This is a genomic window from Siphonobacter aquaeclarae (genome assembly GCF_900103285.1).
Lineage (GTDB): Bacteria > Bacteroidota > Bacteroidia > Cytophagales > Spirosomataceae > Siphonobacter > Siphonobacter aquaeclarae.
The window spans coordinates 600,356-625,499 of sequence record NZ_FNGS01000005.1 but is presented as its reverse complement, the minus strand read 5'-3'; the positions used below and the strand labels follow the sequence as shown (position 1 = coordinate 625,499).

25 protein-coding genes are annotated in these 25,144 nt (G+C 54.2%); 11 read left to right on the top strand and 14 right to left on the bottom strand.

The window, feature by feature from the left end:
* Window positions 1–112: 112 nt before the first annotated feature.
* From BLR09_RS25530 to rpe, 7 genes are all read right to left on the bottom strand, one after another.
* Complete coding sequence (locus BLR09_RS25530) at window positions 113–277, bottom strand: hypothetical protein (protein WP_176785572.1); 165 nt, start codon at window positions 275–277, stop codon at window positions 113–115.
* Window positions 278–302: 25 nt separating this feature from the next.
* A complete protein-coding gene (locus BLR09_RS15840; protein ID WP_093204204.1) occupies window positions 303–512 on the bottom strand; it encodes a YgaP-like transmembrane domain in 210 nt (69 codons plus the stop codon).
* Between the two features lie 65 nt (window positions 513–577).
* Complete coding sequence (locus BLR09_RS15835; protein ID WP_093204202.1) at window positions 578–1,225, bottom strand: Crp/Fnr family transcriptional regulator; 648 nt, start codon at window positions 1,223–1,225, stop codon at window positions 578–580.
* 36 nt (window positions 1,226–1,261) lie between these two features.
* On the bottom strand, window positions 1,262–1,639 hold the full coding sequence (locus BLR09_RS15830; RefSeq protein ID WP_093204199.1) for a DUF5618 family protein: 378 nt from the start codon (window positions 1,637–1,639) through the stop codon (window positions 1,262–1,264).
* A gap of 61 nt (window positions 1,640–1,700) precedes the next feature.
* The gene (locus tag BLR09_RS15825; protein WP_093204196.1) at window positions 1,701–2,075 is read right to left on the bottom strand and encodes a DUF5618 family protein; all 375 of its coding nucleotides are present in this window, start codon (window positions 2,073–2,075) and stop codon (window positions 1,701–1,703) included.
* A gap of 55 nt (window positions 2,076–2,130) precedes the next feature.
* Window positions 2,131–2,502: a DUF5618 family protein gene (locus tag BLR09_RS15820; RefSeq protein WP_093204194.1), complete on the bottom strand. Its 372-nt coding sequence runs from the start codon at window positions 2,500–2,502 to the stop codon at window positions 2,131–2,133.
* A 68-nt stretch (window positions 2,503–2,570) separates the two neighbouring features.
* Window positions 2,571–3,233, bottom strand: coding sequence for a ribulose-phosphate 3-epimerase (gene rpe / locus BLR09_RS15815; protein WP_093204191.1), 663 nt, complete (start codon window positions 3,231–3,233; stop codon window positions 2,571–2,573).
* A gap of 119 nt (window positions 3,234–3,352) precedes the next feature.
* Here rpe and ligA point away from each other — a divergent pair, with 119 nt between their 5' ends.
* The 4 genes from ligA to BLR09_RS15795 are packed head-to-tail and all read left to right on the top strand — an operon-like array spanning window position 3,353 to window position 7,039.
* Window positions 3,353–5,398 carry an NAD-dependent DNA ligase LigA gene (gene ligA / locus BLR09_RS15810; protein WP_093204189.1) on the top strand — a complete coding sequence of 682 codons (2,046 nt, stop codon included), beginning with the start codon at window positions 3,353–3,355 and terminating at the stop codon, window positions 5,396–5,398.
* A gap of 47 nt (window positions 5,399–5,445) precedes the next feature.
* Window positions 5,446–6,333, top strand: coding sequence for a 4-hydroxy-tetrahydrodipicolinate synthase (gene dapA, locus BLR09_RS15805; RefSeq protein ID WP_093204186.1), 888 nt, complete (start codon window positions 5,446–5,448; stop codon window positions 6,331–6,333).
* A gap of 8 nt (window positions 6,334–6,341) precedes the next feature.
* Window positions 6,342–6,644 (top strand): Dabb family protein, encoded by a 303-nt coding sequence (locus tag BLR09_RS15800; RefSeq protein ID WP_093204184.1) that lies wholly within the window; start codon window positions 6,342–6,344, stop codon window positions 6,642–6,644.
* Window positions 6,645–6,658: 14 nt separating this feature from the next.
* Window positions 6,659–7,039, top strand: a complete 381-nt coding sequence (locus BLR09_RS15795; RefSeq protein WP_093204181.1) for a heavy metal-binding domain-containing protein — start codon at window positions 6,659–6,661, stop codon at window positions 7,037–7,039.
* Window positions 7,040–7,127: 88 nt separating this feature from the next.
* Here BLR09_RS15795 and BLR09_RS15790 read toward each other — a convergent pair whose 3' ends face one another.
* The 4 genes from BLR09_RS15790 to BLR09_RS15775 form a co-directional block, all read right to left on the bottom strand.
* Window positions 7,128–7,766 (bottom strand): SdpI family protein, encoded by a 639-nt coding sequence (locus BLR09_RS15790; protein WP_093204178.1) that lies wholly within the window; start codon window positions 7,764–7,766, stop codon window positions 7,128–7,130.
* 241 nt (window positions 7,767–8,007) lie between these two features.
* Window positions 8,008–10,506: a M14 family metallopeptidase gene (locus BLR09_RS15785; protein WP_093204296.1), complete on the bottom strand. Its 2,499-nt coding sequence runs from the start codon at window positions 10,504–10,506 to the stop codon at window positions 8,008–8,010.
* Between the two features lie 101 nt (window positions 10,507–10,607).
* A complete protein-coding gene (locus BLR09_RS15780) occupies window positions 10,608–11,282 on the bottom strand; it encodes a response regulator transcription factor (protein ID WP_093204176.1) in 675 nt (224 codons plus the stop codon).
* Window positions 11,275–12,684 (bottom strand): sensor histidine kinase, encoded by a 1,410-nt coding sequence (locus tag BLR09_RS15775; RefSeq protein ID WP_093204173.1) that lies wholly within the window; start codon window positions 12,682–12,684, stop codon window positions 11,275–11,277. Before BLR09_RS15775 ends, BLR09_RS15780 begins: the two co-directional genes overlap by 8 nt.
* A gap of 122 nt (window positions 12,685–12,806) precedes the next feature.
* On the opposite strand from BLR09_RS15775, the gene BLR09_RS15770 reads away from it, so the two are divergent.
* Both BLR09_RS15770 and BLR09_RS15765 read left to right on the top strand, forming a co-directional pair.
* Complete coding sequence (locus BLR09_RS15770; RefSeq protein WP_143011116.1) at window positions 12,807–13,589, top strand: GLPGLI family protein; 783 nt, start codon at window positions 12,807–12,809, stop codon at window positions 13,587–13,589.
* Window positions 13,590–13,801: 212 nt separating this feature from the next.
* Complete coding sequence (locus BLR09_RS15765; protein ID WP_093204168.1) at window positions 13,802–14,680, top strand: sulfite exporter TauE/SafE family protein; 879 nt, start codon at window positions 13,802–13,804, stop codon at window positions 14,678–14,680.
* Between the two features lie 125 nt (window positions 14,681–14,805).
* Here the strand turns inward: BLR09_RS15765 and BLR09_RS15760 are convergent, their stop codons facing one another.
* Window positions 14,806–17,631: an outer membrane beta-barrel family protein gene (locus BLR09_RS15760; RefSeq protein ID WP_093204165.1), complete on the bottom strand. Its 2,826-nt coding sequence runs from the start codon at window positions 17,629–17,631 to the stop codon at window positions 14,806–14,808.
* A 184-nt stretch (window positions 17,632–17,815) separates the two neighbouring features.
* On the opposite strand from BLR09_RS15760, the gene BLR09_RS15755 reads away from it, so the two are divergent.
* The 5 genes from BLR09_RS15755 (at window position 17,816) to rplT (ending at window position 22,564) form a co-directional block, all read left to right on the top strand.
* Entirely contained in the window at window positions 17,816–18,946 is a 1,131-nt protein-coding gene (locus BLR09_RS15755) for a tetratricopeptide repeat protein (RefSeq protein WP_093204163.1), read from the top strand.
* A 67-nt stretch (window positions 18,947–19,013) separates the two neighbouring features.
* Window positions 19,014–20,963, top strand: a complete 1,950-nt coding sequence (thrS, locus tag BLR09_RS15750) for a threonine--tRNA ligase (RefSeq protein WP_093204160.1) — start codon at window positions 19,014–19,016, stop codon at window positions 20,961–20,963.
* 161 nt (window positions 20,964–21,124) lie between these two features.
* Window positions 21,125–21,685, top strand: coding sequence for a translation initiation factor IF-3 (gene infC, locus BLR09_RS15745; RefSeq protein WP_093204158.1), 561 nt, complete (start codon window positions 21,125–21,127; stop codon window positions 21,683–21,685).
* Between the two features lie 180 nt (window positions 21,686–21,865).
* On the top strand, window positions 21,866–22,057 hold the full coding sequence (gene rpmI / locus BLR09_RS15740; RefSeq protein WP_093204156.1) for a 50S ribosomal protein L35: 192 nt from the start codon (window positions 21,866–21,868) through the stop codon (window positions 22,055–22,057).
* A gap of 162 nt (window positions 22,058–22,219) precedes the next feature.
* Window positions 22,220–22,564, top strand: coding sequence for a 50S ribosomal protein L20 (gene rplT / locus BLR09_RS15735; RefSeq protein WP_093204154.1), 345 nt, complete (start codon window positions 22,220–22,222; stop codon window positions 22,562–22,564).
* 60 nt (window positions 22,565–22,624) lie between these two features.
* Here the strand turns inward: rplT and BLR09_RS15730 are convergent, their stop codons facing one another.
* Both BLR09_RS15730 and BLR09_RS15725 read right to left on the bottom strand, forming a co-directional pair.
* Window positions 22,625–23,623, bottom strand: coding sequence for a GRP family sugar transporter (locus BLR09_RS15730; RefSeq protein ID WP_093204151.1), 999 nt, complete (start codon window positions 23,621–23,623; stop codon window positions 22,625–22,627).
* Entirely contained in the window at window positions 23,610–25,139 is a 1,530-nt protein-coding gene (locus BLR09_RS15725; protein WP_093204149.1) for an ADP-ribosylglycohydrolase family protein, read from the bottom strand. Before BLR09_RS15725 ends, BLR09_RS15730 begins: the two co-directional genes overlap by 14 nt.
* Window positions 25,140–25,144: the final 5 nt, after the last annotated feature.

The window sequence follows — 25,144 nt, the reverse complement described above, 5'->3', positions numbered from 1 at the left end:
TCAAACTCAATTTAAACGGCAAGAGCCCGGTTCAGTACCGAGCTCTTCGAATCGAATCGTAACTTTTACCTGTCCAACTTTTGGGGGCTAGTCCAGTATGGGAGCCGTTTGGTTATTCTTCACGTGACGGGGGGAGGTTACACCCTGACGGGCCGCAACCCGTATTCAGAATGGCCTGCCCCAATAGTAACCCCCCGAAAGCGCCTGCCATCCAGTCTGAATAGACAAACCCCGTAAGCACCAGGATGATACCGAAGGCCAGTCGGATAATGCGCATCAGAGGCCAGTTTGCAAGGGTCATATCAATGTCGGCGAGAGGTTCGTGGATGAATACCGATTAACGTATACAGCGGGCACATGCCGGTGAAACTCGTCAGCAGCAGGATACCGGAAATGATCAGAAGGGCGCCGCCGCCCATTCCGGTGATAACGCCGGTAACGTACAGTCCGACAAGGAGCAACGCCACCGCGGCACGAAGCAGCCGGTCTGTTGGATGCATGTTCTTTTTCATGTTGATCTGCGATTAGAAATCAGCACAAAGAAGGAAAAGTTGCAAGCCGGATTCCGTGACACTTGTCACATAGCGCCGCCGTAGTACGTGATCTTGTTGCGCGTCAGCGCTACGCGCCCGTTTTTTTCCAGTTGTTTCAGCAGTCGGGAAACTACTTCGCGGGAGGTGGCCAGCTCACGGGCAATCTCCTCGTGGGTGATAAGCAGCGTATGACTTCCCGCAGCAGCGGTTTTCTTTCGCAGGTATTCCAGCAGTCGCTGGTCGAGTTGATGGAAAATGACGCTGTCCACCGTCTCCAGCAAATTCTCAAATCGTCGCTGGTAAGTCCGGAAGATAAACGCTTTCCATGTCGGGTATTGGCACAGCCAGTTGTCTACCTGCTCCGCAGGCACGAGCAAAACAGTAGTTCTCTCCTCTGCAACCGCGGCAACTTCACTGGCGCGCCGTCCGACACAGCAGGTGAGCGACATCGCGCAGGAATCATGCGATCCAAGGTAGTAGAGCAATGCTTCCCGTCCTTCCGTGTCAGGTCGCAGCACTTTGATGGTACCGCTCAAAACAATCGGTACGGAGCGTATGAACTCTCCCGGACGGATAAGGGCTGTACCGGAGTCCAGGGTCCGGAATTCGCCCGCCTGTGCGAGTTCTTCGAGCAGGCGGAATTCAAACAGGTCGGGGAGGAGTTCGCGTAGCTGGTCAGTCGAAAGCTTCATTATTCAAAAAAGAGTAGACACTCAGCAGAAAACCAATTACCAGGAAATGCGCGCTTCGGCCCAGTCAATCAGCTGATCGGCTCGTTTGAGGCCGGCCTGGGCTACTTCAGCGTCCGGGTTTCCATCGTAACTCATAGACAGGTGAAGGGTGTCATAAGCCGCAACAAAGGCCGTCAGAACCCGCTTGTCGATCTTTCCCAGTTCTTCCTTGTACCATTCGACGCTTTTCCTTCCCTTCCGCTTTGCGCCCAGTACCGTGTCCAAGGCCAGCAGTACGCCGGAAAAAGCGGCATGACCGGCCAGGCGGACATACTTGGTATCCTGGTAGTATCCTTCCTCTTTACACGCTTTTTCGCGGAGGAGTGAGCGGGCGTTTTCGACGTATCGCCTTGGAGTAGTGAAAGAGTATGACATGGGCGTATTCGTTTCGCTTTTCAGGTTGGAGTCGATTGTTTAATGGAATATCCACGCACGACTATGCGAGTCGAAGCTCTACCCATTCAATCAATTGATCGGCCTGTTCGAGACCAGCCAGGGCCACTTTGGCGTCGGGATTTCCGTCATAACTCATCGACAGGTGGAGGGTGTCATAGGCAGCAACGAACGTCGTCAGTGCGCGCCTGTCGATCTTGCCGAGTTCTTCCTTGTACCATTCAACACTTTTCCTCCCTTTCTGCTTTCCGCCCAGTATTCTGTCCAGGGCAAGTAAAACGCCCGAATAAGCGGCATGCCCGGCCAGGCGGACATATTTGGTATCCTGGTAGTATCCTTCTTCTTTGCATGCCTTTTCGCGGAGGAGTGAGCGGGCGTTTTCGACATATCGTCTGGGAGCAGCGAGGGAAGCACGCATGGGTATTGTTTCGGGTTTGGGGGTTGACTATAGACAAGAAAATGAGGCTGCCAAACTACGCGAGACGGAGTTCCACCCAGTTGATCAGCGTGTCGGCTTCTTCCAAACCATAGTTCGCAATTTTGGCGCTGGGGACACCATCATACCCCATCGACAGATGCAGGATATCGTAAGCTGACACGAACGTACCCAATGCCTTCTTATCCAAAGCGGCCAGTTCTTCCTTATACCACTCCACGCTTTTCCTCCCTTTCTTTTTCACGCCCAGCGCGGCATCTAACGCAACAAGTACGCCCGAGTAGGCGGTATGACCCGCCATCCGGACGTACTTGATATCCTGGTAATATCCTTCTTCCTTAATTGCCTTGTCGCGCAGCAGGGCGCGGGCATTCTCAAGGTAACGTCTGGCTTCTGTAACCGCTTTCATCTCTTTTCCTTTAACAGGAACGAAAATTAAGTATTTCTACTCTTTTGAAAGCAAGCCGTTGCTGAAAATTACCTGATCGGCAAATGTTTCAGCGACGCAATTACCTCCTCCGGGCTGGGAGCAGAAAAGACGAAATTGCCCGCTACGAGCGCGTCGGCACCGTGTTCGACGAGTTTGCCGGCGTTTGCTGCATTTACACCGCCGTCAATCTCGATAAGAAGCTTATTATTAAGTGTGTAGCGCATATCCGCCAGGCGATTGATTTTCTCGTACGTCCGCTCAATGAACTTTTGTCCTCCGAAGCCGGGGTTTACCGACATCAGTAGCACAAGGTCGAGATCTTCGAGAATATCTTCCAGCAATGTCACCGGCGTATGCGGGTTGAGGGCTACTCCGGCCTTGCAGCCGAGCGCCCTGATATGTTGTACCGTCCGGTGCAGGTGCGTGCACGCTTCGTAGTGCACCGTGATCGTCGCTGCGCCGGCGTCCCGGAAGGCTTCCAGGTAGCGCTCGGGTTGCACGATCATCAGGTGGACGTCGAGCGGCTTTTCCGCGTAGCGTTTGACGGCCTCCGTCACCGGAAGACCAAAAGAAATATTCGGAACAAAGACGCCATCCATGACATCGACGTGAATCCAGTCGGCCTCGGACCGGTTCAACATCTCGATTTCCTTCTGCAGATTGGCGAAATCAGACGCCAGGATGGAGGGAGCAATGATCGGGGTTTTCATGTACCAAAGGTCGGAGAATTTTTAGCTATGCAAAAGTTTTAGAACTTTGCCATGGGGGCATTGATCGCTTCCGGGCACTTTTCCCGGAAGCCTCCCCGAATCTTTCACTGCACGCACGTATGAATCCCCAGCAACGGATTGACGAACTGACCGGTCGTCTGAACTACCTCAACCAGCGGTATTACCAGGACGCCGTCTCGGAAATATCGGACGAAGAATTCGACCAGCTGCTCCGGGAACTATCAGACCTGGAAAGGCAACACCCTGAGCTGAAGCACAAAGACTCACCGACCCAACACGTTGGCGGAACAATCTCCAAAGAATTTCCGACCGTCAGCCACCGCTATCCGATGCTGTCGCTGTCCAATACCTACAGCGACGAGGAGATACTGGATTGGGAAGAACGTATCCGCAAAGCCATTCCCGAAGAGACGGTCGAATATATCTGTGAACAGAAGTTCGACGGAATCTCGTTGTCGATCCGGTATGAAAACGGTCAGTTGACGATGGGAATCACGCGGGGCGACGGAACCCGCGGCGACGATATTACCCATAATATCAAAACACTCCGCACCTTACCGCATCGCATTGAAGCGGAGGACCTCCCGCCGGTGTTCGAAGTCCGCGGAGAAGGTTTTATGCCGCTGATTTCGTTCAACCGCCTCAATCAGGAGCGACTGGACATCGGCGAGGAACCGCTCATGAACCCGCGTAATGCAGCGGCAGGTACCTTTAAGTTGCAGGACTCCGGAGAGGTTTCCCGGCGGCGGCTCGACTGCTACCTCTATAGTTTTTTGTCGGACAGGGAAATTTTCCAGACGCACGAAGAGAGTATTCTCGCGCTGCAGCGCTGGGGCTTCAACGTATCGCCGACGTGGAAAAAATGTGCATCCATTGAAGAAGTAATTGCCTATATCCGCGAATGGGAGACCAAACGGTTTGATCTTCCTCTGAATACGGACGGCATTGTAGTCAAGGTAAACTCATTTGCACAGCAGCGGGAACTGGGTTTCACAGCCAAATCTCCGCGCTGGGCTATTGCCTATAAATACAAGGCGCAATCGGTCGAAACGACGCTTCGCTCCGTGAGCTACCAGGTCGGACGCACCGGCGCGGTGACGCCGGTGGCGAACCTCGAGCCGGTATTGCTGGCAGGTACCATTGTAAAACGGGCCAGTCTGCACAATGCCAATGAAATAGGCCGGCTGGGTATTCGCCTCGGTGACTATGTATTCGTGGAAAAAGGAGGAGAAATCATCCCGAAAATTACGGGGGTAAACCTCGACCGCCGGCCTGAAGAAACCGAGGAAATACACTACCCTGAAACCTGCCCGGTTTGTGGTACTCCGCTGGTGCAGCCGGAGGGAGAGGTAGCGCGGTACTGTCCGAATGACAAGGGCTGCCCGCCGCAGATCAAAGGTAAACTCGAGCACTTCATTCAGCGAAAGGCCATGAACCTCGACAGCCTTGGAGAAGGAAAAATCGAGTTGCTGTACGACAAAGGCCTCGTGACCAATCCGGCGGATTTCTATGACCTGACGTATGAGCAGCTTTTCGGCCTCGAAAAAGTCATTACCGACCCTGAAACCGGCAAAAGCAAGAAGATCGGTTTCCGGGAAAAGACAACGCAGGCCATCCTGAATGCGATTGAAGTATCGAAAACAGTGCCGTTCGAACGGGTACTGTTTGCCATCGGAATCCGGTATGTCGGTGAAACCGTCGCCCAGAAACTGGCCCGGTATTTCAAAACAATCGATGCGATTCGGCAGGCAGGTGTCGAAGAATTGACGAATGTTCCCGAAATTGGCGGTAGAATTGCGCAGAGCGTCGTCGAATTCTTTTCGGCGGCTGAAAATCAGGAGCTTGTCGCCCGCCTTCAATCGGCCGGCCTGCAATTGACCCTGGGCGAGGAAGCCATCATCGAACAACTCAGCGAAAAACTTTCAGGAAAGACGCTTCTTTACACCGGTACGTTCCGGAGTTTTGAGCGGGAAGAGCTTGAACGGCTTATCGAAGCCCACGGCGGCAAATTGCTCAGCGGGGTTTCGGGTAAACTGAATTTCCTGATCGTCGGCGAAAAGCCCGGTTCGTCGAAAGTCGACAAAGCCAGGAAGCTGAATGTGGCGATGATTTCGGAAGACGAGTTTTTGAATTTAATCGGATAAACGTGTACGGAGCAGGCGTGTGCCTCTGACCTCCCCCTTTGAAAGTGATGAATACCAAATTTCACGGCGTAGGAGTCGCCCTTGTTACTCCCTTTCACGAAGACGGCTCCATCGACTGGGATGGCCTGGAACGCATGATTCGGCACGTGACCGACGGTGGCGTCGACTACCTGGTGATCCAGGGAACGACGGGTGAGTCGGCTACGACAACCGATGCAGAAAAAGCTGATATCCTTCAGTTTGTCAAAGAACATAATCCGGGAAATCTTCCGATCGTGTTCGGCGTCGGAGGAAACGTTACGTCCAAAGTTGTCGAGCAGATTAAGAAAACCGACTTCTCGGGTGTGGCTGCAATCCTGTCCGTTTGTCCGTATTACAATAAGCCCGGTAAACGCGGTGTGATTGCGCATTATACGGCCGTCGCTGACGCCAGCCCGGTGCCCGTCATCATGTATAACATTCCGGGACGTACCGGCATCAACATGACGAGTGCGACGGTCATCGAACTCGCTCAACACCCGAATATCATCGGCGTGAAAGAGGCTTCCTGTATCATCGAGCAGTGCATGGAGATTTTCCGCGATAAACCGGAAGACTTCCTGCTGATTTCCGGTGACGACGTACAGGCTGTCCCCATCATCAGTATCGGAGGCGTAGGTGTCATGTCCGTTATTGCCAATGCCTATCCGAAGGCGTTTTCGGCCGTCATCCATTCGGCGCTGAAGGGTGACTTTGCCGCTGCCCGTAAAGGACTGGTATCGTTCCTCGACATCGATCCGCTGTTGTATGAAGAAGGCAATCCTGTCGGCGTAAAAGGTATTCTGAGCACGCTGGGGATTATTTCCTCTGACGTCCGCCTGCCGCTGATGAAAGCTTCTGACGAACTCCGCGAAAAACAAGTTCTCGTTATCCAAAAAGACGGGCTCACCGCCTGATATCCCGCATGTTTGTACACGTTGTTAATTTCTGGCTGAAAGAAGGAATTTCAGCAGAAGACCGCGCCCGCTTTGAGCAGGGTGTGAAAACCCTTGGTGAGGTAGAAGGCCTCGAAGTATTCAACGTCGGAACGCCGGCCGCTACGGACCGCCCCGTGATCGACCGGTCATACGATTATTGCCTCCTGACCGTTTTCAAAGACGAAGCAGGTCACGATGCCTACCAGGTGGCGCCGATTCACCTGAAGTTTATCGAAGATTGCAAACAGTACTGGGACCGCGTCCTGATCTACGATTCGGAAACGGTTTAATCCTCCGTTGAACCATGAAGAATACCCTGAGGTGGCTGGGCGTGATGTGGGTGATGCAGGCGTGTTTTACGCCTTCCGTACCGATCACAACCAAAGTGAAATATGATTTGCCGGTTTATTGGAATGATACAGCACCGGACCGTCCTTACGACGAAATCCGGAAGCTGACTTTTTCCGATGAAAAGCCGCTCGTCGCCGGGCAAACTGCCCGCGGGCGGATGACGGCCCGGGGCAACGACGCTACCCAGAAAGACAAGATTACCCAAAAACTGGTAGAAGAAGCGAAGGACATAGGCGCCGACGCCGTCATCAAAGTCAAATACCAGTACTACACCTCCGCTACGGCAAACGGATTCACGATGGAAGGCATCGCGATCCGGTATCGGGGACAGTGACAAAAAGACCGCCCGGAATTCCGGGCGGTCTTTTTGTTGCATGGGGCAGAGGGCATGGGGCAAGCGACCCCATGCCCTCTGCCCCATGCTATTTCCTCCCCCTGCGGGTCGCATAGATCACCGTGTAGATGGTTGTGACGAGTACCATTGCGACAAGCAGCGTCATCTTTCCCCAGGAAGGCAGATACAGCATCGGAAGTATACAAAGCAACCCCGCGAACATCATCAGCCGACCGCCGACGCGGTGCGTTTCTTCCCAGACCTTCGGGTCGTTGAGCGTCGCCGGTATCCGGAAACCGATGAGGGCATTCGGAGTGGAATGGATCATCAGGTTTCCGAGGTAGACAAACAACAGCGGAATCGCCACGAAAAGGTAGTCGATGAGGTCGCCGTTATCGCGCCGCGACGACTCGATGATCAGCAGGCTGACAAAGGAAATCAGCAACGTAGCGCCGAGGGCCGCCTTCTCGAGGATATCCCGGTTCGCTTCTCCGCCTTTCGGATCGAGTTTCCAGGCATTTTTCAATCCCCAGAACAAGGCGATGGAAAACCCCGCAAGTCCAAACAACAAGCCATACAGCCCATACCGCGTCGAATACCTGTCAGGCGTACCCGCCAGGTTGAAATGCGTCGCCACCCGCTCAGGCAGCTCCGCCCAGATAAAATTCAGGTACAAGAGTGGAAGCAGCGCAATCAAAATAGCCAGCAGTGTCCGGGATGTTTTCATGGGAGAGGGGTTAGGAAGGGGGAAGGTTGGCTTTAAGCCGTAGGCTATAGGCGTTAAGCAGTTGGCAAAAAGCCGCGTAAACCGGTAAACTGTAACTAATTGTATTTCAATAGGAAAGCCCGCTGCCCACAGCTTTAGCCTAAAGCTCACAGCCTCTTAAAAAATAAGCTGTAAACAGTACCCCGGAGCTTCAACCCCTGCAGCCTACTGCCTACAGCTTATCGCCTAAAGCCTATTGCTATTAATTCACCATAAATACCGCATTCGCGAATACCAGCTTGCCCTGGTACCAGAAACCGCGGAACAGCGGATTGTTAACGAAGTACACAACCTGACCGCGACCGAGATCCTGTACGCCGAACATCAGCGTGTTTTCGATCTTCTTGCGGGCGTCCTTGCCGACAAAGCCAGACACCGGCGCGTCGCCTTTTTTGATGTATCCGACGTTCCAGCCATTTTTCAGGAAGCCGTATTCAGACGTAGACAGTACCAGGCCGTGGTAATAGCCGGGCAGACCATAGGCGAGGGGATGGGTATTGTCGACCGCAAACTTGTAAATAGCGCCCGGCGTATCTCCGGAGACAGCTTCACGCTCCTGATTGCCATAGATCTTCAGATCGTCGTCCTTTTTGTCGTCTTTCTTTTCCTCCTTCTTTGCGATATCGAAGCCTTCCTTTCCGGCAAACGCACCGACGGCGCCTTCCATCAGGATGAGCTTTCCGCCGTCCTGTACCCAGGCTTTGATCCGGGCGATGGTGGCGTCGTTGAGCAGGCGACCGTAGTTGCCGTTCGCCAGCACCAGTACGCTGAAATCGTTTAGTTTGAAGTTCGGGAAATCGCCCGTCAGTACCATCGTCGCCGGATAGTGGAGCTGCTTGTCGAAATAATGCCACACCTCTCCAACCGAGTAAGAAGAAGTACCTTCTCCGGTCAGAATCGCTACTTTCGGCGCTTTCAATTGTGATACATAGTTGGAGCCGAGGTCAGGGCCGCTGGTTACATAGCCGGAGGTCACCGGCGTGAGTGAAAGGCCGTTTTCATGCGCTTCTTCCGCCAGGATAGTATCGAATTTGTCGCCGAGGCGGGCGTTTTCCCCCCGGGTAAAGATTACCGTGCCGATACCATATTTCTTTCCTTCCAGCTCAAATTCCTTCGTCGCTACCCGTGCGCGGAGGTTTTTCCGGTACAGGTGTGCCAGCAGGTGCGCGTCTTCCTGTGAGCTCCAGCGCAGGAGGTAGGCGTAGGGTTTGATGATCGCCGGGAGCGTTGTCGCGGTAGCCGGCTTGGTAGCCGACGGCGTCAGTTTTTCCTTCAGCGCGTAGGCTTTCAGGCCATAGGCATACGGGAGCGACCAGGAAGTAATGTCATACGTCACCGAATCTTCGAGTACAGTTTTCGGCTCCATCAGGATTTTGAGGAAAACCGACCGCGGCTGGCTGGTGCTGATGAGGATATCTCCGGCTTCGACAGCCGCCGTAGCGGTTTTGTCATCCACATAGCTGTATGAACCGGGGAAAGAAGCGGTCTTGTCGGCGTACCCGAACTGAAAGCCCATCTTCGTGAGGTAGTTCGTAAAAGACTTAATCTTTCCGTCTTCGCCTTTCGTCTTCACCACAAACGTCTTGTAAGTACCTCCCGGCGCGCTTTTCGCGTTCGAGAAGAACTTGATAAACTCCGAAGCCGCCTTGTCGGCATTGGCTGAAAGCGCCGCCATCGTGGCCTTGCTCGCCGTGACGTGGTGGAGAATACGCTCCTTCAGCGTCAGCGTGTCGCCGTCGGCTTTCTGGATAGCGAGTCCGGCGCGTCCGTTTCCGGCTTGCTCAAAGGTCATGCCGATGGCGCCGTTGAAGGTGGGATAGGTATCGCCGTAGCTCGGATAGAAAAGGTCAAAGTTTTCACGGGTGAAATACAGCCAGCCATTTTTGTCAAAAGCTTTGCGGTTGAAATCCCCGATGATGGTCTGAAACTCGCGCTGCCAGCCCGTAACATCCTGGTGGACAGGCTTTGCCGGCGGCGTAAAGAAATACGGAGAGTTGATGCCCTGTTCGTGGAAATCGGCGAATACGTGCGGCATCCATTGCTGGTACAGCGCATTGCGGGCCTGGCTTTCCTGCTGGACCATCCAGGCCCAGTCGCGGTTGAGGTCAAACAAATAGTGGTTGACCCGACCGCCCGGCCAGGGTTCAGTATGCTCCCAGGCGCCGGCATAGGCGTTCGGCGTAGACCCCATGCGCTGGTTGTAGCCGTTGACATAGCGGTCGTACCCGTCCGGGTTGACGCAGGGGTCGAGTACCACGATCGTATTTTTGAGGACGTCTTTCGCATCGCCTTTCAGCAGATCGTACAGCACGATCATCGCCGCTTCAGACGATACGTTTTCGTTTCCGTGGATGTTGTAGCTCATCCAGGAAATGGCAATATCCTTGCCTGATCCGGCGCCATCCTGCAGGCCGATAGACTTGAGGTGGTTGGTGCGAAGTTCTTCGAGTTTCGGAAAGTTCTCCTCAGAAGCGACCACCGCAGCCATCAGCGGCCGGTTTTCATAGGTTTTGCCGTATTGAATCAGCTTGACCTGACGGGGAAACTGTTGAGCGAGGTACTCGTAATAGGCGATTACGCGGTAGTGCGGTGTGCAGCGGACGGTGCCGGGTTCGTATCCGAGAAATTCCGTGGGAGATTGCTGAGAATAAGCCTGATACGTGAAGAGGGTTAAGAGCGCAAGCAGGGAAATTTTTTTCATGCCGATGTCGTGTATTTTTCGGAAAAGCCAAAAATAGCCGAATTTGCTTCTTCCTGTAGCCTGCTTTTCCAAAAGATCATCACCCCGGCGATCAAACCCCACTATCCGGTGATGAAATGGTACCCGACGCCCTTGATCGTAACGATCTGAAGCTTTTCGTCTTCCCGGAGATATTCCCTTAACCGGGTGATGTATACGTCCAGGTTCCGGGAGTTGAAGAAGGAGTCGTCGCCCCAAACCTTCATCAATATGTCCTTGCGGGCGACGGTCTGATTCTGGTTTTCAGCGAAAATCCGCAGCAGTTCATTTTCCCGGTGCGAAAGCTTGCGTATACGCTCTCCTTTCCGGAGTTCAAATTTCTGAGGAAGGAAATCGTAGCTCCCGACCGACAGCGCCGCTTTCTGCGCCGGCCGGACGGATAGCCGAAGCAGGTTTTCGATCCGGACGATGAGCTCCTCCAGGCTGAAAGGCTTGCGGAGGTAGTCGTTACCGCCTGATTCAAAGCCAGTTATCACGTCTTCTACCTGGGTTTTGGCCGTCAGAAACAGAATCGGCAGGTCGGGGTAGCGGGCCCGGATCTCGCGGGCGAGGGAGAAACCGTCCCGGTTGGGCAGCATGACATCCAGCAGGCATAAGTCCGGGTTGGCCGCTTCGAGCGTGCCGGATACTTCGTCGCCATCCGCGACCATTACCACCTCGTACTGCCGGCTCTCGAGGCTTTCTTTCACAATACGCCCCAGAAAGGGTTCGTCTTCGACATACAGTAGTTTAGCCATGATACGGAAAGGTAATTTCAAAGGTACTGCCTCGGCCGGGTTCGCTGTCCAGGCGTATGGTACCGCCGTGGCCGGTGATAATCTGATGGACATAGCTCAGGCCGAGGCCATACCCTTTGACATTGTGGACGTCGCCGGTAGGCACACGGAAAAATTTCTCAAAAACCTGCAGCTGATACTCCGGCTCAATACCAATTCCCTGATCCTGTACCTGCAGGCGTATCCCGTGGGGCATATCGGTCAGCGAAAGGCAGATGTTGGGCCTGCTACGGCTGTATTTCAAAGCATTATCGAGGAGGTTGTAGAGGACGTTCATCAGGTGAACCCGGTCTCCCGACACAGAAAATGCTCCGGTGCCGTGTTGAAACCGGACATCTGCCTCGGTCTTCTCAAACTGAACCCGCAGCGAGTCCAGTACTTCCTGAATAAGGGGTACAAGCGGGAGCGTCTCGAAATGATAGGCGATCCGCTGCTGGTCGAACAGCGCCGTTTTCAGGACTTTATCCACCAGCAGGTTCAACCGGTTGAGCTCTGTTTTCGAAATCGCGAGGTACTCCCGCGTACGTTCCGGATCTTTCAGGGCGTCAAAATGACTGAGGGCCTCGATCGCTACGCTGACGGTCGAAATCGGCGTTTTCAGCTCATGCGTGATGTTACTGATGAAATCGTTTTTCATCGCCGTGAGCTTTTGCTGTGCCCGCAGACTTCTGAATACCAGCACGAAGGCTACCGTTGTCAATCCAAGTAAAAAAACGGAAAACAGGATCTGCGGCACCATCCGTTTCAGGACGAGCGGTACATAGTCTTCGATCCGCGCGACATAAAAATGGTCGGGCGGCAGACCGGCCTGAAAGGCGTTGGTAAACAGCGTGTCGGAGTGCCGCGGAGGAGGCGCCGTCATCCGGAAGACGGAATAGCGGATGCGTAGCGCCGACGTATCCAGCTCCAGTTGATACCGAATTGATAATTCTTTGATTTTGAGGGAATCGCGCAGGGAATCCGGTCCGATTCTGGCCAGTGAAGCCGGAATACCCCGGCCAAAAAACACGGGCCGGCGACCCACCGGAGGCGGCGTTCCCGTTCGCCGCTCTATGTGACGGAAAAACGCTTGCTGAGGCGGATGAAACAGGCTGTCCCGGCGCGGCTGCATGGTCATGATACGGATACTGCCGCCCAGGCCTTTTGCCTGCATGGGCCGAAGTACTTTTTGCGTAATCAGGGAATCCTGCAAACCCATAACCGACCGGAAAAAGGGCTGACTGGCCTCGGCAACGAGCAATTGCTTCTGCTCGCGGAAGCTCCGCCGCAGCCACCACGCCATAAATCCGCTCAGCAGCAGCAGACTGCTCACCATGAGAGCAATCAGCAGCTGGTTGCGGGAAAAAGGCTTCGGATACCACATGATTCAAAGATAACGGCAGGAAGTCACGGCCGAAACGGCATTAACCTTGTTTAACCTTATAGCAAGGTTTGTTAACCTCGGCGGAAGGTAGCTTTGTCTATCCGTATTTTCCTTCCAATTTCATGAAAAAAGCCCTGTTACTCCTCTGCTTCACCGGTTCTGCGGCCATCGCCCAGCATACCGAAGGGACCATTACCTATAGTCAGAAAACAGCGATGCGCGGCCGGGTTCAGATCGCCGACCCCGCCATGCAGGCCCGTATGCCCGAGTCCGTTACGACGGGGTATCAGCTGATGTTTACAGCGGACGAAGCGCTGTATGAACCGACTGTTGACGACGAGCCGGCAGGCCCCGGCGGCGGTCCGGCGTTCCGCTTCAACCGTCCGCGTACCGAGATCTACTCGAAAATCCGGGAACGGAAACGGGTGGAACTCCGCGACGTATTCGGCGACCTCTACCGGATCGAAGATACCCTGCGCAGCCAGCGCTGGAAGATCGGCTCGGAAACCAAAACCATCAAGGGGATCGAATGCCGGAAGGCGACTTTCAGCGACTCCTCTTCAGCCCAGATGCTGACGTTCGGCGGACCGATGCCAGCCCCTCAGGGGCAGCAACCGGCCCAGGCGAAACGATCGCGTACGGTGGTGGCCTGGTATGCCCCGGAAATCCCCGTGTCCATCGGTCCGGATCGCTACGCAGGCCTTCCCGGCCTGATTCTGGAAGTAGACGTGAACGAAGGGGAAATGGTTACAACGGTCACGGAAATTGACTGGAAGAAGCCGAAGTCTTCCGAACTCAAACAACCGAAAGGCGGCAAGGCCGTCACCCAAACCGAATTCCAGGACATCATGCGCCAGAAAATGCAGCAGATGAACGGCGAACGCCGGGTGCGGATCGGGGGGTAATTAGGCAATAGGTTTTTGAGCTGTAAGCAATAAGCTGTAGGCTGTAAGCTATAGGCCGCGCCGGGGTAGTTTGCCGGCAGCCTATAGCTTACAGCCTATTGCTTACAGCCTACGGCTTATTGCTTCCTTAAAAATCTATTAAACATATAGAGTTTATATAAAAAGTACGTTTCTTTGTCCAGCCGGCGAGGGTCCGGCTTTTTCTTTTGTGTATGGCTACTACGACAACTACTGCCCGGGCATTGCCGGCGCCCAATACATTCTGGCTTATTTTAGCTGTCAGCGTTTTGTTGGCGGGAGGATTGGCGGCAGCACTCGCTTTCGCCGGACCGGCCGTTACGGTGGTCGTATCTGAACTCACGAAAGGGGAGTTCTGGCTGTTTGTCGGAGCCGGTTTCCTTGCGCAGACGATAGACGGCGCGCTGGGAATGGCCTATGGCATCAGCTCTACATCGCTTTTGCTCAGCCTGGGCGTTAGTCCGGCGGCAGCGAGCGGCAGCGTACACATTGCCGAAGTATTCACCACCGGCGCTTCCGGTCTTTCACACTGGAAATTCGGGAATGTCAACAAGAAACTGCTCAAGGTACTGATCATTCCCGGCGTCATCGGCGCGGTGACCGGCGCGTACCTGCTCAGCTCGTTCGACGGTAGCTTCCTGAAGCCCTATATCTCTGTTTACCTGCTTTGTATGGGCGGTGTGATTATCCGCAAGGCGATCATCGGACGAAAAACCAAGAAAAAGACCCGCTACGTAGGAGCGCTGGCATTGCTGGGTGGTTTCATCGATGCCGTCGGCGGGGGCGGATGGGGGCCGGTTGTTACGACGTCTCTTCTCGGACAGGGCCGCTCGCCGCGTTATACCATCGGATCGGTTAACCTGGCCGAGTTTTTCATCGCGGCCGCAGGATCGCTGACGTTTATTCTGATGATTGGTGTTCAGCATTGGAGCATCACGGCCGGTTTGCTGCTGGGCGGCGTACTTGCCTCTCCATTTGCGGCCTTTATCTGCGGGAAGATTAACCCGAAGGCATTGATGATCGTGGTTGGACTGGTGATCATCGGCCTCAGCCTGCGCAACCTGATACTCTAAAAATGTATGTGTATGCTGTGAAGTCTGTGAGAACATCTATTTCTTTTTTCTCACAGACTTCACAGAATACACAGACAAGATCCTGATAAAAGAAAAGCGGCTGTCCTTGCAGCCGCTTTTCGCATTTATCCCCCGATCATAATCGGCGGCCGCCCTCCCGGTCCGCCCCGCACCGGTCCCCGCCCGCCTGCGCCTGCCTTGTTCCGGAGCGTGTATGTGAAGGTGACCAGGAAGTACCGCGCCAGCGACCGCACCCGCTCTTCCTGGAAATAGTTCACATCGACCGACCGGTTGATAACCACGTTCCGGTTGAGCATATCCGTCGCGATAAACTTGATCTCTCCGGCGTTGTTCTTCAAAATATACCGCGTCAATGAAGCATTCCAGATCGGAATTTCCTGGTTGTAGCCTTTCCCGGCGAGTACCTGATAATTCATCGAACTGGAAATGGCCCATTTCGGCGTGATATTCCAGTTGGCGTCGACAGTATAGCGCTGGGTGGAGTACTGCTGATTCTGCGCTGCCTGAAGGGAGTAGGTGGCGTTGTTGAGCGATAGATTCGCTGCCAGGTTAATGTCAAATACATCGCCCGGACGGTAGTCGATCCGCGTTCCCAGGTTTGTTCCCAGCGTTTTGGTGACGTTGTTCCCGGCGTTGATGATACTCTGGCTGCGGGCATAGGTCACGCCGACGTTCGCATTGACCCGCAGGCCCTTTACCTTCTGAATAGGCAGGCCAAAGCCAACAAATCCGTTCCCCTGGAGATTATCCGGTACGTTGACCGGCTTCGTCGTTGTAACCAATTGATCACTTACGGTTTGGGAGTTGGCTATTTTATTCGTGGTATAGGTCAGAAACGCGTTTCCGAAGAAATTCCGGAACCGGGATGGGTTAAACGAGAAGTAGTTGAGCGAAAACTGATGGTTGTACTCCGGCTTCAGGTCCGGATTACCGGTACTGATGTTAAGAGGATCGGTATTGTCGACGATCGGCTGAAGCTGCGTCAGGCTGGGCTGCTGCACGCTGGTTTCATAGGTGAAATTCAGGTTTTTGCTCGAAGCCAGGTTGTACATCATCCGCAGGTTAGGCAGCAGGTTGGTATAGTGCCGCGTGATGCTCATATCCTTCAGCGGAAACTCCCCGATCAGGCTTGCCTGCTGGATATTCAGACCCGTCGACAGGTTGAGCGCCCGCCCGGCGTACCGGTAGCTCAGACCGCCGCGGTGGTAGTTGTACTGGTTGTCATACCGGTTGGTGAGCTGGGTATTCGGCGTGCGGGTTTCGCCCTTGATATCGTCGACGTCTCTCCGCGAATCGTTGAGATTCCGCTGGTAGGTATAGTTGAATTCCAGGAAAGTACGCTTGCTGAGCGGTTCGATGTAAAAAGCCGTGATGCCGTAGTTGAGCCGTCCGTTTTTCTGGCGGTCGTCCTGCCGCGTGGTATCCGACGACGCATTCGTGCCGAAGTAGTTGTTGACTGCGTTGATGTTCCCGGTCTTTTTGTCGTTGTTAAGCCCGAAAACCAGGTTCGCTGTCAGCGAACGACCCTTTTTGCTGAACCGGCGGCGGTAGGCGAGGTTGGAATTCAGCGAGTAGGCTGTGCCTTCATAGTAGTTGGCGCGTGTTCCGTCGTTCTGAAGTGCCCCGTCTGTTCCATAGGTCTGGGTGAGGGTGGAGGTCCGGTAGTCGCTCCCGGTGATGGAGCCGGTATTCGTCCACCGCAGGGTACTGAGCGAGTCCAGCTGGGTTTCGAGGTTCAGGTTGAGGCGGTGGTTGGTCGTCCGGCTGACGGTATTGCCGCTCTGTTTGCTTTTGTAACTGCCGTTTTCGAGAAAATTCTCTTTGTCAACGGTCCGGTCAATCGTGCTTTTGACAGAATTGAGGAGATAGTTACCGTCGATTTTCGTCTTTTTGTTAATCTGGTTGAAGAAATTAAGGCCTCCGGAACCGGAATTGACAAATCCGGAGGACGTCTGGCCGGGAATATTCACCGCCACGCCGTTGACCGTCGCGCCGCCTCCGCTGCTGCCACGGGTGACGTTGACCATCGTCGGGCCGCCCCCGCCGGAACTGCCGCTTCCCACCGACGAAAAGTTAAAGTAATCGTTGAGCGTAAAACCCTGCTGGTTGATGTTATTCAGCGTGCCGATGAGGGAATACTGCTCGTTTTTTGCGAAGCGGTTGAGGTTCAGACGTCCGGTATAGCGGCCCTGATCTCCTGCGCCGGCGACAGCCGTCCCGAAAATGCCTTTCTTGAAGTCTTCCTTCAGTTCGAGGTTGATGGTCTTTTCCCGGGTACCGTCGTCTACTCCCGAAAAGCGCGACTGCTCCGATTTCCGGTCGAATACCTGAACCGCCTTGACGGCCTCCGCCGCCAGGTTCCGGGTCGCCATTTTCGGGTCGGTGCCGAAAAACTCCTTGCCATCTACCAGTACCCGCTGCACGCTTTTGCCGTGTGCTTTGACGGTACCGTCGCTTTCCACTTCCACGCCGGGCAGGCGTTTGAGGAGGTCTTCAACGGTGGCATTCGGCCGGGTTTTGAAGGCGTCGGCATTGAATTCGACTGTATCGTGCCGCATCGTGACCGGCGCTCTTTCACCTTTGACGACTACTTCATTCAGGTTTTTGCCACGAGGTGTCAGGGTAATTTTACCGAGATCGGGGACATCGCTTCCGACTTTTTCAAACCAGTCGCGGTATCCGACATGCGTGATGCGCAGCAGGTAGTTTCGCTGAGCGAGGTTCGGAAAGGCAAATGCGCCCTTGCTGTCAGATAGCTGAAAATCAAGCAATGTAGAGTCTTTGGTATCAAGTAATGTGACAGACGCGCTCTGAAGGATACCGCCGGTGGAATCGGCCAGGGTACCTTTGAGGGTCCACCGGCCTGTCTGTGCGGTGGCGGCCAGACTGAGCAGCAGGAAGAATACCGGAAGAAGGTATTGTTTTTTCATGGAAGAAATATGTTGTCGGAGATCTGGGCCGAAACTATTCCTTTCCTCTTCCAAAGGCGGTTAACGAACCTTGCTTTAAGGTTAAACAAGGTTAATGGCAGAAAACGGCCGGTCAATTCTTTCCTGCCGATTCGGCGGCGATCCCCGTATCTTCTCTATTTTTGCGGCGTTTTAGTCACCACGGATGCGTACGATTTCTTCGATTCTTTTGGGCTGGGTAGTTCTGCTGACGATGGCGGCTTGTCATTCGGAAGAGCAGGGCGGACAGAAAATTCCGCCGGTGCCGGACCTGAACCAGGGTTTTTCAACCCAGCAGGCGCTGGAACTGCTCACCCGTGTCATCCGACAGTACCCCGGCGCGGCCGACAACTACCGGAAACGCGCCGAGATCTACTTCCAGCGCGAGGAGTACGATGCCGCCCTGCAGGATATCAACGACGCCATCGACCTCAAGCGGAATACCGGCTCTTTTTACGTCACCAAAGCGAAGATTCTTCGGGCCAAGCGCAAAACCGAGGATGCCCTCGTGGCTGCGCAGCGCGCCGAAATCCTCAACGTCCGGACGCCGGAGCTGTATATCCTGCTCGCCGACCTGTACCAGCAGGTCAATCAGCTCGGCCTGGCGCGGCAGTACATCGCCCGTACCCTGCAGATTAATCCTTTTTATGGGGAAGCCTATTTTTACCGCGGCGTAATCGCCGCCAAACTGGGCGATACCGTTCGCGCGCTGGCCTTGTACATGCACAGCCGTGCGCTGTCTCCCGGCTTCCTGGATACCTATAAACAACTATCGACCGTCCACTACCAGCTGAAGCAATACCCCCAGAGCCTGGTGTTTGTGGGGGAGGGGCTGAAGTTTTTTCCGAGGAATGCGGACCTGCATTTTCGGCGGGGTCTTACTTTTTTACGTATTTCGCAGCCGGACAGCGCTTACCGGGAGTTTGCTCATGCGCTGAAAACCGAGCCGGAACATCCCGGCGCCCGTTTTCAGGCCGCCGCGGTGTTGTTTGAGGTGAACAAACCTGCTGAAGCGCTGAAACACCTCGAAGTCGTCGAAAAAGTAAACCCGCAGTATCCCGGATTGAACTTTCTGATGGCCCAATGCCTTGAACAGACAGGTAATGACGACAAGGCAATGGATTATTACCTGCTGGAAGCCCAGCAGAACCCGGCCAACCGCCGGGCTGTAGGCGGCTACTGGCGCACGCGTAAACGTATTCTCACCAGCGATCCCACGCTGCGGCAACTGGACCGGTACCGGCCCCAGTTGGCCATCCCGGATAAGTCCGGTGCCGCGGGAGACTCGCTCCAGTGATAACCGGCTGAGCCGGAAAGAGCTCACGGACTTTGTATCTCCGTGATTTATAACCGTTTAACCATTTATGGAAAACCAAATCCAGATTACCCTGCCGGACGGGAGCATTCGTACGTTCCCGAAGGGTGCTTCCGGCCTGGACATCGCCCGCAGCATCAGCGAGGGCCTTGCCCGTAACGTATTAGCCGCCGAAGTCAACGGCGAAGTATGGGACGCCAGCCGCCCCATCGAAGCGGATTCGTCCGTCAAACTCCTCACCTGGAACGATACCAGCGGCAAAGCGACTTTCTGGCACTCGTCCGCTCACTTGCTGGCAGAAGCCCTTGAGGCGCTGTATCCGGGTGTGAAATTCGGGATCGGACCTGCTATCGAAACCGGCTTTTACTACGATGTAGACCTCGGAGACCACAAGTTTTCGCAGGAAGACTTCAAGAAAGTCGAGGACAAGATGCTGGAACTCGCCCGGAAGAAGGAAGTATTCACCCGCACGCCTGTTCCGAAACAGGAAGCGATCGAATACTTCGAGAAAAAAGGTGACGAGTACAAGCTCGACCTGATCAAGGACCTGGAAGACGGAAAGATTACGTTCTACACCCAGGGCGACTTTACCGACCTCTGCCGCGGACCGCACATTCCGGATACCGGTTTTATCAAGGCAGCCAAGATCATGAACGTCGCCGGGGCCTACTGGCGCGGGAACGAGAACAATAAAATGCTCACCCGTATTTATGCGGTGACATTTCCGAAGCAAAAGGAACTCGACGAATACGTTCACCTGCTCGAAGAGGCCAAAAAGCGGGATCACCGCAAGCTCGGTCGCGAGCTGGAGTTGTTTACCTTCTCCGAACGGGTAGGTCAGGGGTTGCCGCTGTGGCTGCCGAAAGGTACCGCCCTCCGCGAGCGCCTGGAGAATTTCCTCCGCCGCGCGCAGATCCGGGCCGGGTACTCGCCTGTGGTTACCCCGCACATCGGCTCGAAGCAACTCTATGTAACCTCCGGGCACTATGAAAAGTATGGCAAGGATTCGTTCCAGCCGATTCATACTCCGGATGAGGATGAAGAATTCCTCCTCAAACCGATGAACTGCCCGCACCACTGCGAAATCTACCGTTCCAAACCCCGGAGTTACCGGGATCTGCCGGTACGTTTCGCTGAGTTCGGAACCGTGTACCGCTATGAGCAATCGGGCGAGTTGCACGGTCTGACCCGGGTACGTGGCTTTACCCAGGACGACGCCCATATTTTCTGCCGCCCCGATCAGGTGGAAGAAGAGTTCATGAAGGTAATTGATCTCGTTCTTTATGTATTTAAAGTACTGGGCTTCAATGACTACATGGCGCAGGTATCGCTCCGTTCAAAGGAAGACCGCTCCAAGTACATCGGAACCGAAGAAAACTGGGACAAAGCCGAGCAGGCCATCATCAATTCTGCAAAGGAAAAAGGCCTGCCGACCGTCATCGAGTACGGAGAAGCAGCCTTCTATGGTCCGAAGCTGGATTTCATGGTGAAAGATGCCCTCGGCCGGAAATGGCAGCTGGGAACGATTCAGGTAGACTACAACCTGCCCGAGCGCTTCGAGCTGGAATATACCGGAGCGGATAACAAAAAGTACCGTCCGGTGATGATCCACCGCGCGCCGTTTGGCTCGCTGGAGCGTTTCATCGCGATTCTGATCGAAAGCACCGCCGGGAATTTCCCGCTGTGGCTGTCGCCCGAACAACTCGCAGTATTACCCATCTCGGAAAAATACACCGACTACGCCAATGAGATTTTCCTCCTTTTGCAGGAAGATGATCTCCGCGGCTATGTCGATCACCGGGATGAAAAGATCGGAAAGAAAATCCGTGACGCCGAAGTAGCCAAAACGCCGTTCATGCTCATCGTGGGTGACAAGGAACAGGCAGATGGCACTGTGTCAGTCCGGAAAAAAGGGGAAGGTGACCTGGGCAGCATGCCAATTGGTCAGTTTATTGCCCTTGCCAAGGAGGAAATCAATAAAAATTTGCTCAAATTCTAAAAAGTTTCCATCTTAGGCACAACATTTGAAGCCGTTGAAGAGGGAACCCGATTCAACGGCTTCTTCTCGGTTTTCAGTTCAGGACAACGAATTTTCCGCTTTTGTTTCTGCTGAAAACACTCGCTAACTGAAACCCAAAAAAAAACACCAAATTCGCTAGTATGGCATTACGCCCCGGCGGTTATAACCGCAGACTTCCCGTCAGGAAAGAAGAACCCTACCGTATCAATCAGCTTATCCGCGGCGTACAGCAGGTACGTCTGGTCGGAGAGAACGTCGAACAGGGAATTGTGGACATCAAGGTAGCCCTTGAGCTCGCCCAGCAGCAGGCGTTGGATCTGGTGGAGATCTCTCCGAATGCCGATCCTCCGGTTTGTCGGGTTGTCGATTATTCCAAGTTCAAGTACGAACAGAAGAAAAAGCAGAAAGAACTGAAGGCGAAGCAGGTCAAGGTCGTGCTCAAGGAAATCCGCTTCAGCCCGACGACTGACGACCACGATTACGACTTCAAACTCAAGCACGCCACCAACTTCCTCAAGGAAGGTTCCAAGGTAAAAGCGTATGTACAGTTCTCCGGTCGGGAAATTGTCTTCAAAGACCAGGGATTTAACCTGCTCAAGCGGTTCATGTCGGACCTCGAAGAGTGGGGAAAACTGGAATCCGAAGCACGCCTCGAAGGCCGGCGGATGAATATCATCATCGCTCCGAAAGTGAAGAAATAAGTCCGGACGCTCCGGATGCAACGGCCGCTGCTCTCCGACGGATGAGCAGCGGCCGTTTTTCTGTCTGACTGTCAGGGGAATAAATATCAAATTCTTTCATACAACCGGACAGTTATTTTCGTATCTTCGCGACTCATTTCACACACGCGTACTTTTTTCATTTTTTAACAGGTTCAGTTTATGCCTAAGCAAAAGTCAAACTCAGGTGCCAAGAAGCGGTTCAAGCTGACCGGTACCGGGAAAATCAAGCGGAAGCATGCCTTCCACAGCCACATCCTGACGAAGAAGTCTAACAAACGTAAGGCTAACCTCGTCAAGACGACCCTCGTGCACGAGTCCGATCACGCCCGCGTTATCGCCCTCCTGCAATAGTAACTTCGGTTACGGTTTTTGTTTCACCCGACAACTGGCTGAAAGAGAGCAGTAACAGGGCAGTTTTCAGTTTATGGTTTTCGGTTTTCAGTTTAACTGACAACGGAAAACCGAAGACAGTAAACCGGCTTTGCTCCGCCAACGTCAAAAAACTAACACAACATGCCACGTAGTGTCAATCACGTAGCGTCACGGGCCCGCCGCAAAAAGGTGCTCAAACTGGCTAAAGGTTACTTTGGCCGTCGTAAAAACGTTTGGACGGTAGCGAAAAACGCCGTCGAACGCGGTCTTAACTATGCTTACCGCGACCGTAAGCAAAAGAAGCGGAATTTCCGTGCCCTCTGGATTGCACGTATCAACGCTGGCGCCCGTATTCACGGCCTCAGCTACTCGCAATTCATCGGCAAGCTTCATAACTCCGGTGTTGAACTGAACCGGAAAGTACTCGCCGACCTCGCCATGAACCACCCTGAGGCGTTCAAGGCCGTTGTCGACCATGTGAAATGAACCGATAGACGCTAGCGCCTGTCACGAAAAACCCTCCGGACTTCCGGAGGGTTTTCTGTTTTACAGCCTGGCTGCGATCAGTAATCCAAGGCCGACAGCATACAGCAACAGCATTACCTTGAGCAGGCGCCCTGTTGACGGTGGCGCTTCCCGGAACTCCTTCCAGATATAAATACCCCAGATGGCTGCGACAATTGTGGCGCCCTGCCCGAGCCCATACGAAATCGCCGGCCCGGCCTTATCCGATGCCAGTATGCTCAGCGCCATACCCAGTGTCCAGATCATTCCCCCAAAAATACCCATGAGGTGATCCCGCCCCGATCCGCGGAAGTACGCAGCGTAGGAAGAGGGAGCTCCGGTTACCGGCTTGTAAATCAGGTAGGTATTAATAAGCATATTCGACGCCGCGATACCCAGCGCAAACAATACCAGCGCAGTATAGGGTGTCAGCTTGCCAGCCTCCGGGTGGGCGAAGTCGGTCGCCATGGCTGCGGCGACATATTTGTAAAAGAAGCCCATCGCGACGCCGGCCACGACAGAAAGCAACAGACCCCGGGCCGAAACGCCACCCGTTCGACCGGCCAGCGACCGGTATGCCCGAGCATTCAGCCAGATAGCCATAGAAACCAGCGCTACCCCGCCGAAAAGCAACCCGGGCTGGCCCTCAGGCCGGTCGAGGTAGTTGACGATTACGCCAAGTACCAGCGCAATACCAATTCCGACCGGAAAGGCGACAGACATACCCGCAATCGCGATCGCAGCTACCAGGACAATATTCGCGACATTGAACACGATCCCGCCCCAAAAGGCCGAGAGCAGGTTTGGCCGCGTGGCCTGAGCGAGATCGTCGGTAAAGGAACGCCCCTCCGTGCCATTGCTTCCCGCCGTAAAAGCCAGCAGCAGCGAGAACAGGAGGATTCCCCAGACATAGTCCCAGTAAAAGAGTTCAAACCGCCAGGAAGTACTCGCCAGCTTTTGGGTATTGGCCCAGGAACCCCAGCAGAGCATCGTGACAAGACAGCCGGCTACGGCCATAGCATATGTATCAACGACCCACATCGGTTTTCCAGGTTTTGGTATTGGGTTGATTGTCGAACGTAATGACATAGCTCAGCCGCAGGTCGTGGTCGGGCGATGGATTCAATACCTTCAACCGCAGTTGATGCTTGCCCGGTTTGAGGTCGTAGCCATAGAAGAAGTTGAACCGACGTTCGCGGAAGAGCGTCGGAAGGGATACTTCTTCCACTTTCCGGCCATCGAGGTAAACTTCTGCCCGGAAGACGTATTCGCTTTCTTTCTTCTTCTTTGCTTCTCCGTTGATGACATAGCCGATACCTTCAAAGTCCAGGACATAGTCCTGTTCCAGGTTTTTGTCGATCAACTGTTTTTCTTTCGGGTAATGGCCGGGAAAACTCTCTTCAAACCGAACCGGAACGGCTCGCTGCGTACGGATTTCCACCGTATTTCCGGAAACTTTTCCTCCCTGTTTTTCAATAACCTGAAGGGCGTGCTTTAAACCAATACTATAGACGTCGTTGAGTGACATGGTCGTAAACCGGAAGTCAATGTCCTCCGCTTCTTTCAGACCACGTTTCCAGAAATCGGGAATCTTGTCGTATCCGATAATCGCACCGAGAACGCCTCCTGCCGAGGCCGGGTTGCAATCCGAATCCTGCCCGCAGCGCGTGCTGATTTCCAGTGTCTTTCCAAAGTCACCTTTACCGTAAAGCAGGCCAATGACGACGTAGGCGGCGTTGACAGTTGCGTCGATATTGAAAGGAAGGAAAATCCCTTCGGGTACGGTACGGTCGGACGACCATTTTTTCTGCACCTCAAACCACGTCTGTTTCCAGTCGTCCGGATACTGCTTATGCCAGCGGATGACGTCAGCGATGCAGCGGTGAAAGGTCGATTTCTCCGGAATAGTCTTCAACGCTTCCGACACAACGTAGTTAACGTCGCTCGATACATAGGCCAGCGAGTACATCGCCGCCATGTAAACCCCACCATACCACCCATCTCCGTAATTCATGATATGCCCGATACCGTCGCAGATATCGGTGGCCGTTTTGGGCATACCGGGAGACATCAGGCCGGCGAAATCGGCTTCGATTTGAAAATCAATCGCATCGGCCTGCGGGTTGTTTTTCCAATGCCCGGATTCCGGCGGCATCAGGCCGTTGAGGATATTGTACCGGCCAACCTGATTGGCGTGCCAGAGCCGGTAGTCGGCATTGGCGTATGCTTTGGCATGCTCTGCCACCGGTGCGTCGATACCTTTTTTCTCAAAGACATCCACGAAAGTCAGGTCCATGTACAGGTCGTCATACAGGCTCGGACTGCCGAGCATCGACTGGCGGATATACCCCTCCGGCCACGGAATAGCCTGGTAGTCCTGAATATAGGTACCGTTGTAGCGGAATTCGGTCGGGCCGCCAAACGTGCAACCAATAACCTGGCCGGCCCAGCCGCCCTTGAGTTTGTTCTGGAGACTTTCCTTTGTCATCCGTACGGTTTGCTGGCTCCAGCCGGTCAGGCTGATACCGAGAAGCAGGCAGGTAAGCGATTTTTTCATAGGGT

What these genes read in the sequence shown, in the direction of transcription:
- BLR09_RS15770 (WP_143011116.1), top strand. Translation starts at nt 12,807, where the DNA reads ATGAAAAAAGCCCTGTTACTCCTCTGCTTCACCGGTTCTGCGGCCATC.
- BLR09_RS15785 (WP_093204296.1), bottom strand. Translation starts at nt 10,506, where the DNA reads ATGAAAAAAATTTCCCTGCTTGCGCTCTTAACCCTCTTCACGTATCAG.
- BLR09_RS15800 (WP_093204184.1), top strand. Translation starts at nt 6,342, where the DNA reads ATGTTTGTACACGTTGTTAATTTCTGGCTGAAAGAAGGAATTTCAGCA.
- rplT (WP_093204154.1), top strand. Translation starts at nt 22,220, where the DNA reads ATGCCACGTAGTGTCAATCACGTAGCGTCACGGGCCCGCCGCAAAAAG.
- BLR09_RS15755 (WP_093204163.1), top strand. Translation starts at nt 17,816, where the DNA reads ATGCGTACGATTTCTTCGATTCTTTTGGGCTGGGTAGTTCTGCTGACG.
- BLR09_RS15825 (WP_093204196.1), bottom strand. Translation starts at nt 2,075, where the DNA reads ATGCGTGCTTCCCTCGCTGCTCCCAGACGATATGTCGAAAACGCCCGC.
- BLR09_RS15840 (WP_093204204.1), bottom strand. Translation starts at nt 512, where the DNA reads ATGAAAAAGAACATGCATCCAACAGACCGGCTGCTTCGTGCCGCGGTG.
- BLR09_RS15830 (WP_093204199.1), bottom strand. Translation starts at nt 1,639, where the DNA reads ATGTCATACTCTTTCACTACTCCAAGGCGATACGTCGAAAACGCCCGC.
- BLR09_RS15780 (WP_093204176.1), bottom strand. Translation starts at nt 11,282, where the DNA reads ATGGCTAAACTACTGTATGTCGAAGACGAACCCTTTCTGGGGCGTATT.
- BLR09_RS15765 (WP_093204168.1), top strand. Translation starts at nt 13,802, where the DNA reads ATGGCTACTACGACAACTACTGCCCGGGCATTGCCGGCGCCCAATACA.
- BLR09_RS15775 (WP_093204173.1), bottom strand. Translation starts at nt 12,684, where the DNA reads ATGTGGTATCCGAAGCCTTTTTCCCGCAACCAGCTGCTGATTGCTCTC.
- BLR09_RS15795 (WP_093204181.1), top strand. Translation starts at nt 6,659, where the DNA reads ATGAAGAATACCCTGAGGTGGCTGGGCGTGATGTGGGTGATGCAGGCG.
- BLR09_RS15820 (WP_093204194.1), bottom strand. Translation starts at nt 2,502, where the DNA reads ATGAAAGCGGTTACAGAAGCCAGACGTTACCTTGAGAATGCCCGCGCC.
- BLR09_RS15790 (WP_093204178.1), bottom strand. Translation starts at nt 7,766, where the DNA reads ATGAAAACATCCCGGACACTGCTGGCTATTTTGATTGCGCTGCTTCCA.
- rpe (WP_093204191.1), bottom strand. Translation starts at nt 3,233, where the DNA reads ATGAAAACCCCGATCATTGCTCCCTCCATCCTGGCGTCTGATTTCGCC.
- BLR09_RS25530 (WP_176785572.1), bottom strand. Translation starts at nt 277, where the DNA reads ATGCGCATTATCCGACTGGCCTTCGGTATCATCCTGGTGCTTACGGGG.
- dapA (WP_093204186.1), top strand. Translation starts at nt 5,446, where the DNA reads ATGAATACCAAATTTCACGGCGTAGGAGTCGCCCTTGTTACTCCCTTT.
- rpmI (WP_093204156.1), top strand. Translation starts at nt 21,866, where the DNA reads ATGCCTAAGCAAAAGTCAAACTCAGGTGCCAAGAAGCGGTTCAAGCTG.
- BLR09_RS15835 (WP_093204202.1), bottom strand. Translation starts at nt 1,225, where the DNA reads ATGAAGCTTTCGACTGACCAGCTACGCGAACTCCTCCCCGACCTGTTT.
- BLR09_RS15730 (WP_093204151.1), bottom strand. Translation starts at nt 23,623, where the DNA reads ATGTGGGTCGTTGATACATATGCTATGGCCGTAGCCGGCTGTCTTGTC.
- thrS (WP_093204160.1), top strand. Translation starts at nt 19,014, where the DNA reads ATGGAAAACCAAATCCAGATTACCCTGCCGGACGGGAGCATTCGTACG.
- BLR09_RS15760 (WP_093204165.1), bottom strand. Translation starts at nt 17,631, where the DNA reads ATGAAAAAACAATACCTTCTTCCGGTATTCTTCCTGCTGCTCAGTCTG.
- BLR09_RS15725 (WP_093204149.1), bottom strand. Translation starts at nt 25,139, where the DNA reads ATGAAAAAATCGCTTACCTGCCTGCTTCTCGGTATCAGCCTGACCGGC.
- ligA (WP_093204189.1), top strand. Translation starts at nt 3,353, where the DNA reads ATGAATCCCCAGCAACGGATTGACGAACTGACCGGTCGTCTGAACTAC.
- infC (WP_093204158.1), top strand. Translation starts at nt 21,125, where the DNA reads ATGGCATTACGCCCCGGCGGTTATAACCGCAGACTTCCCGTCAGGAAA.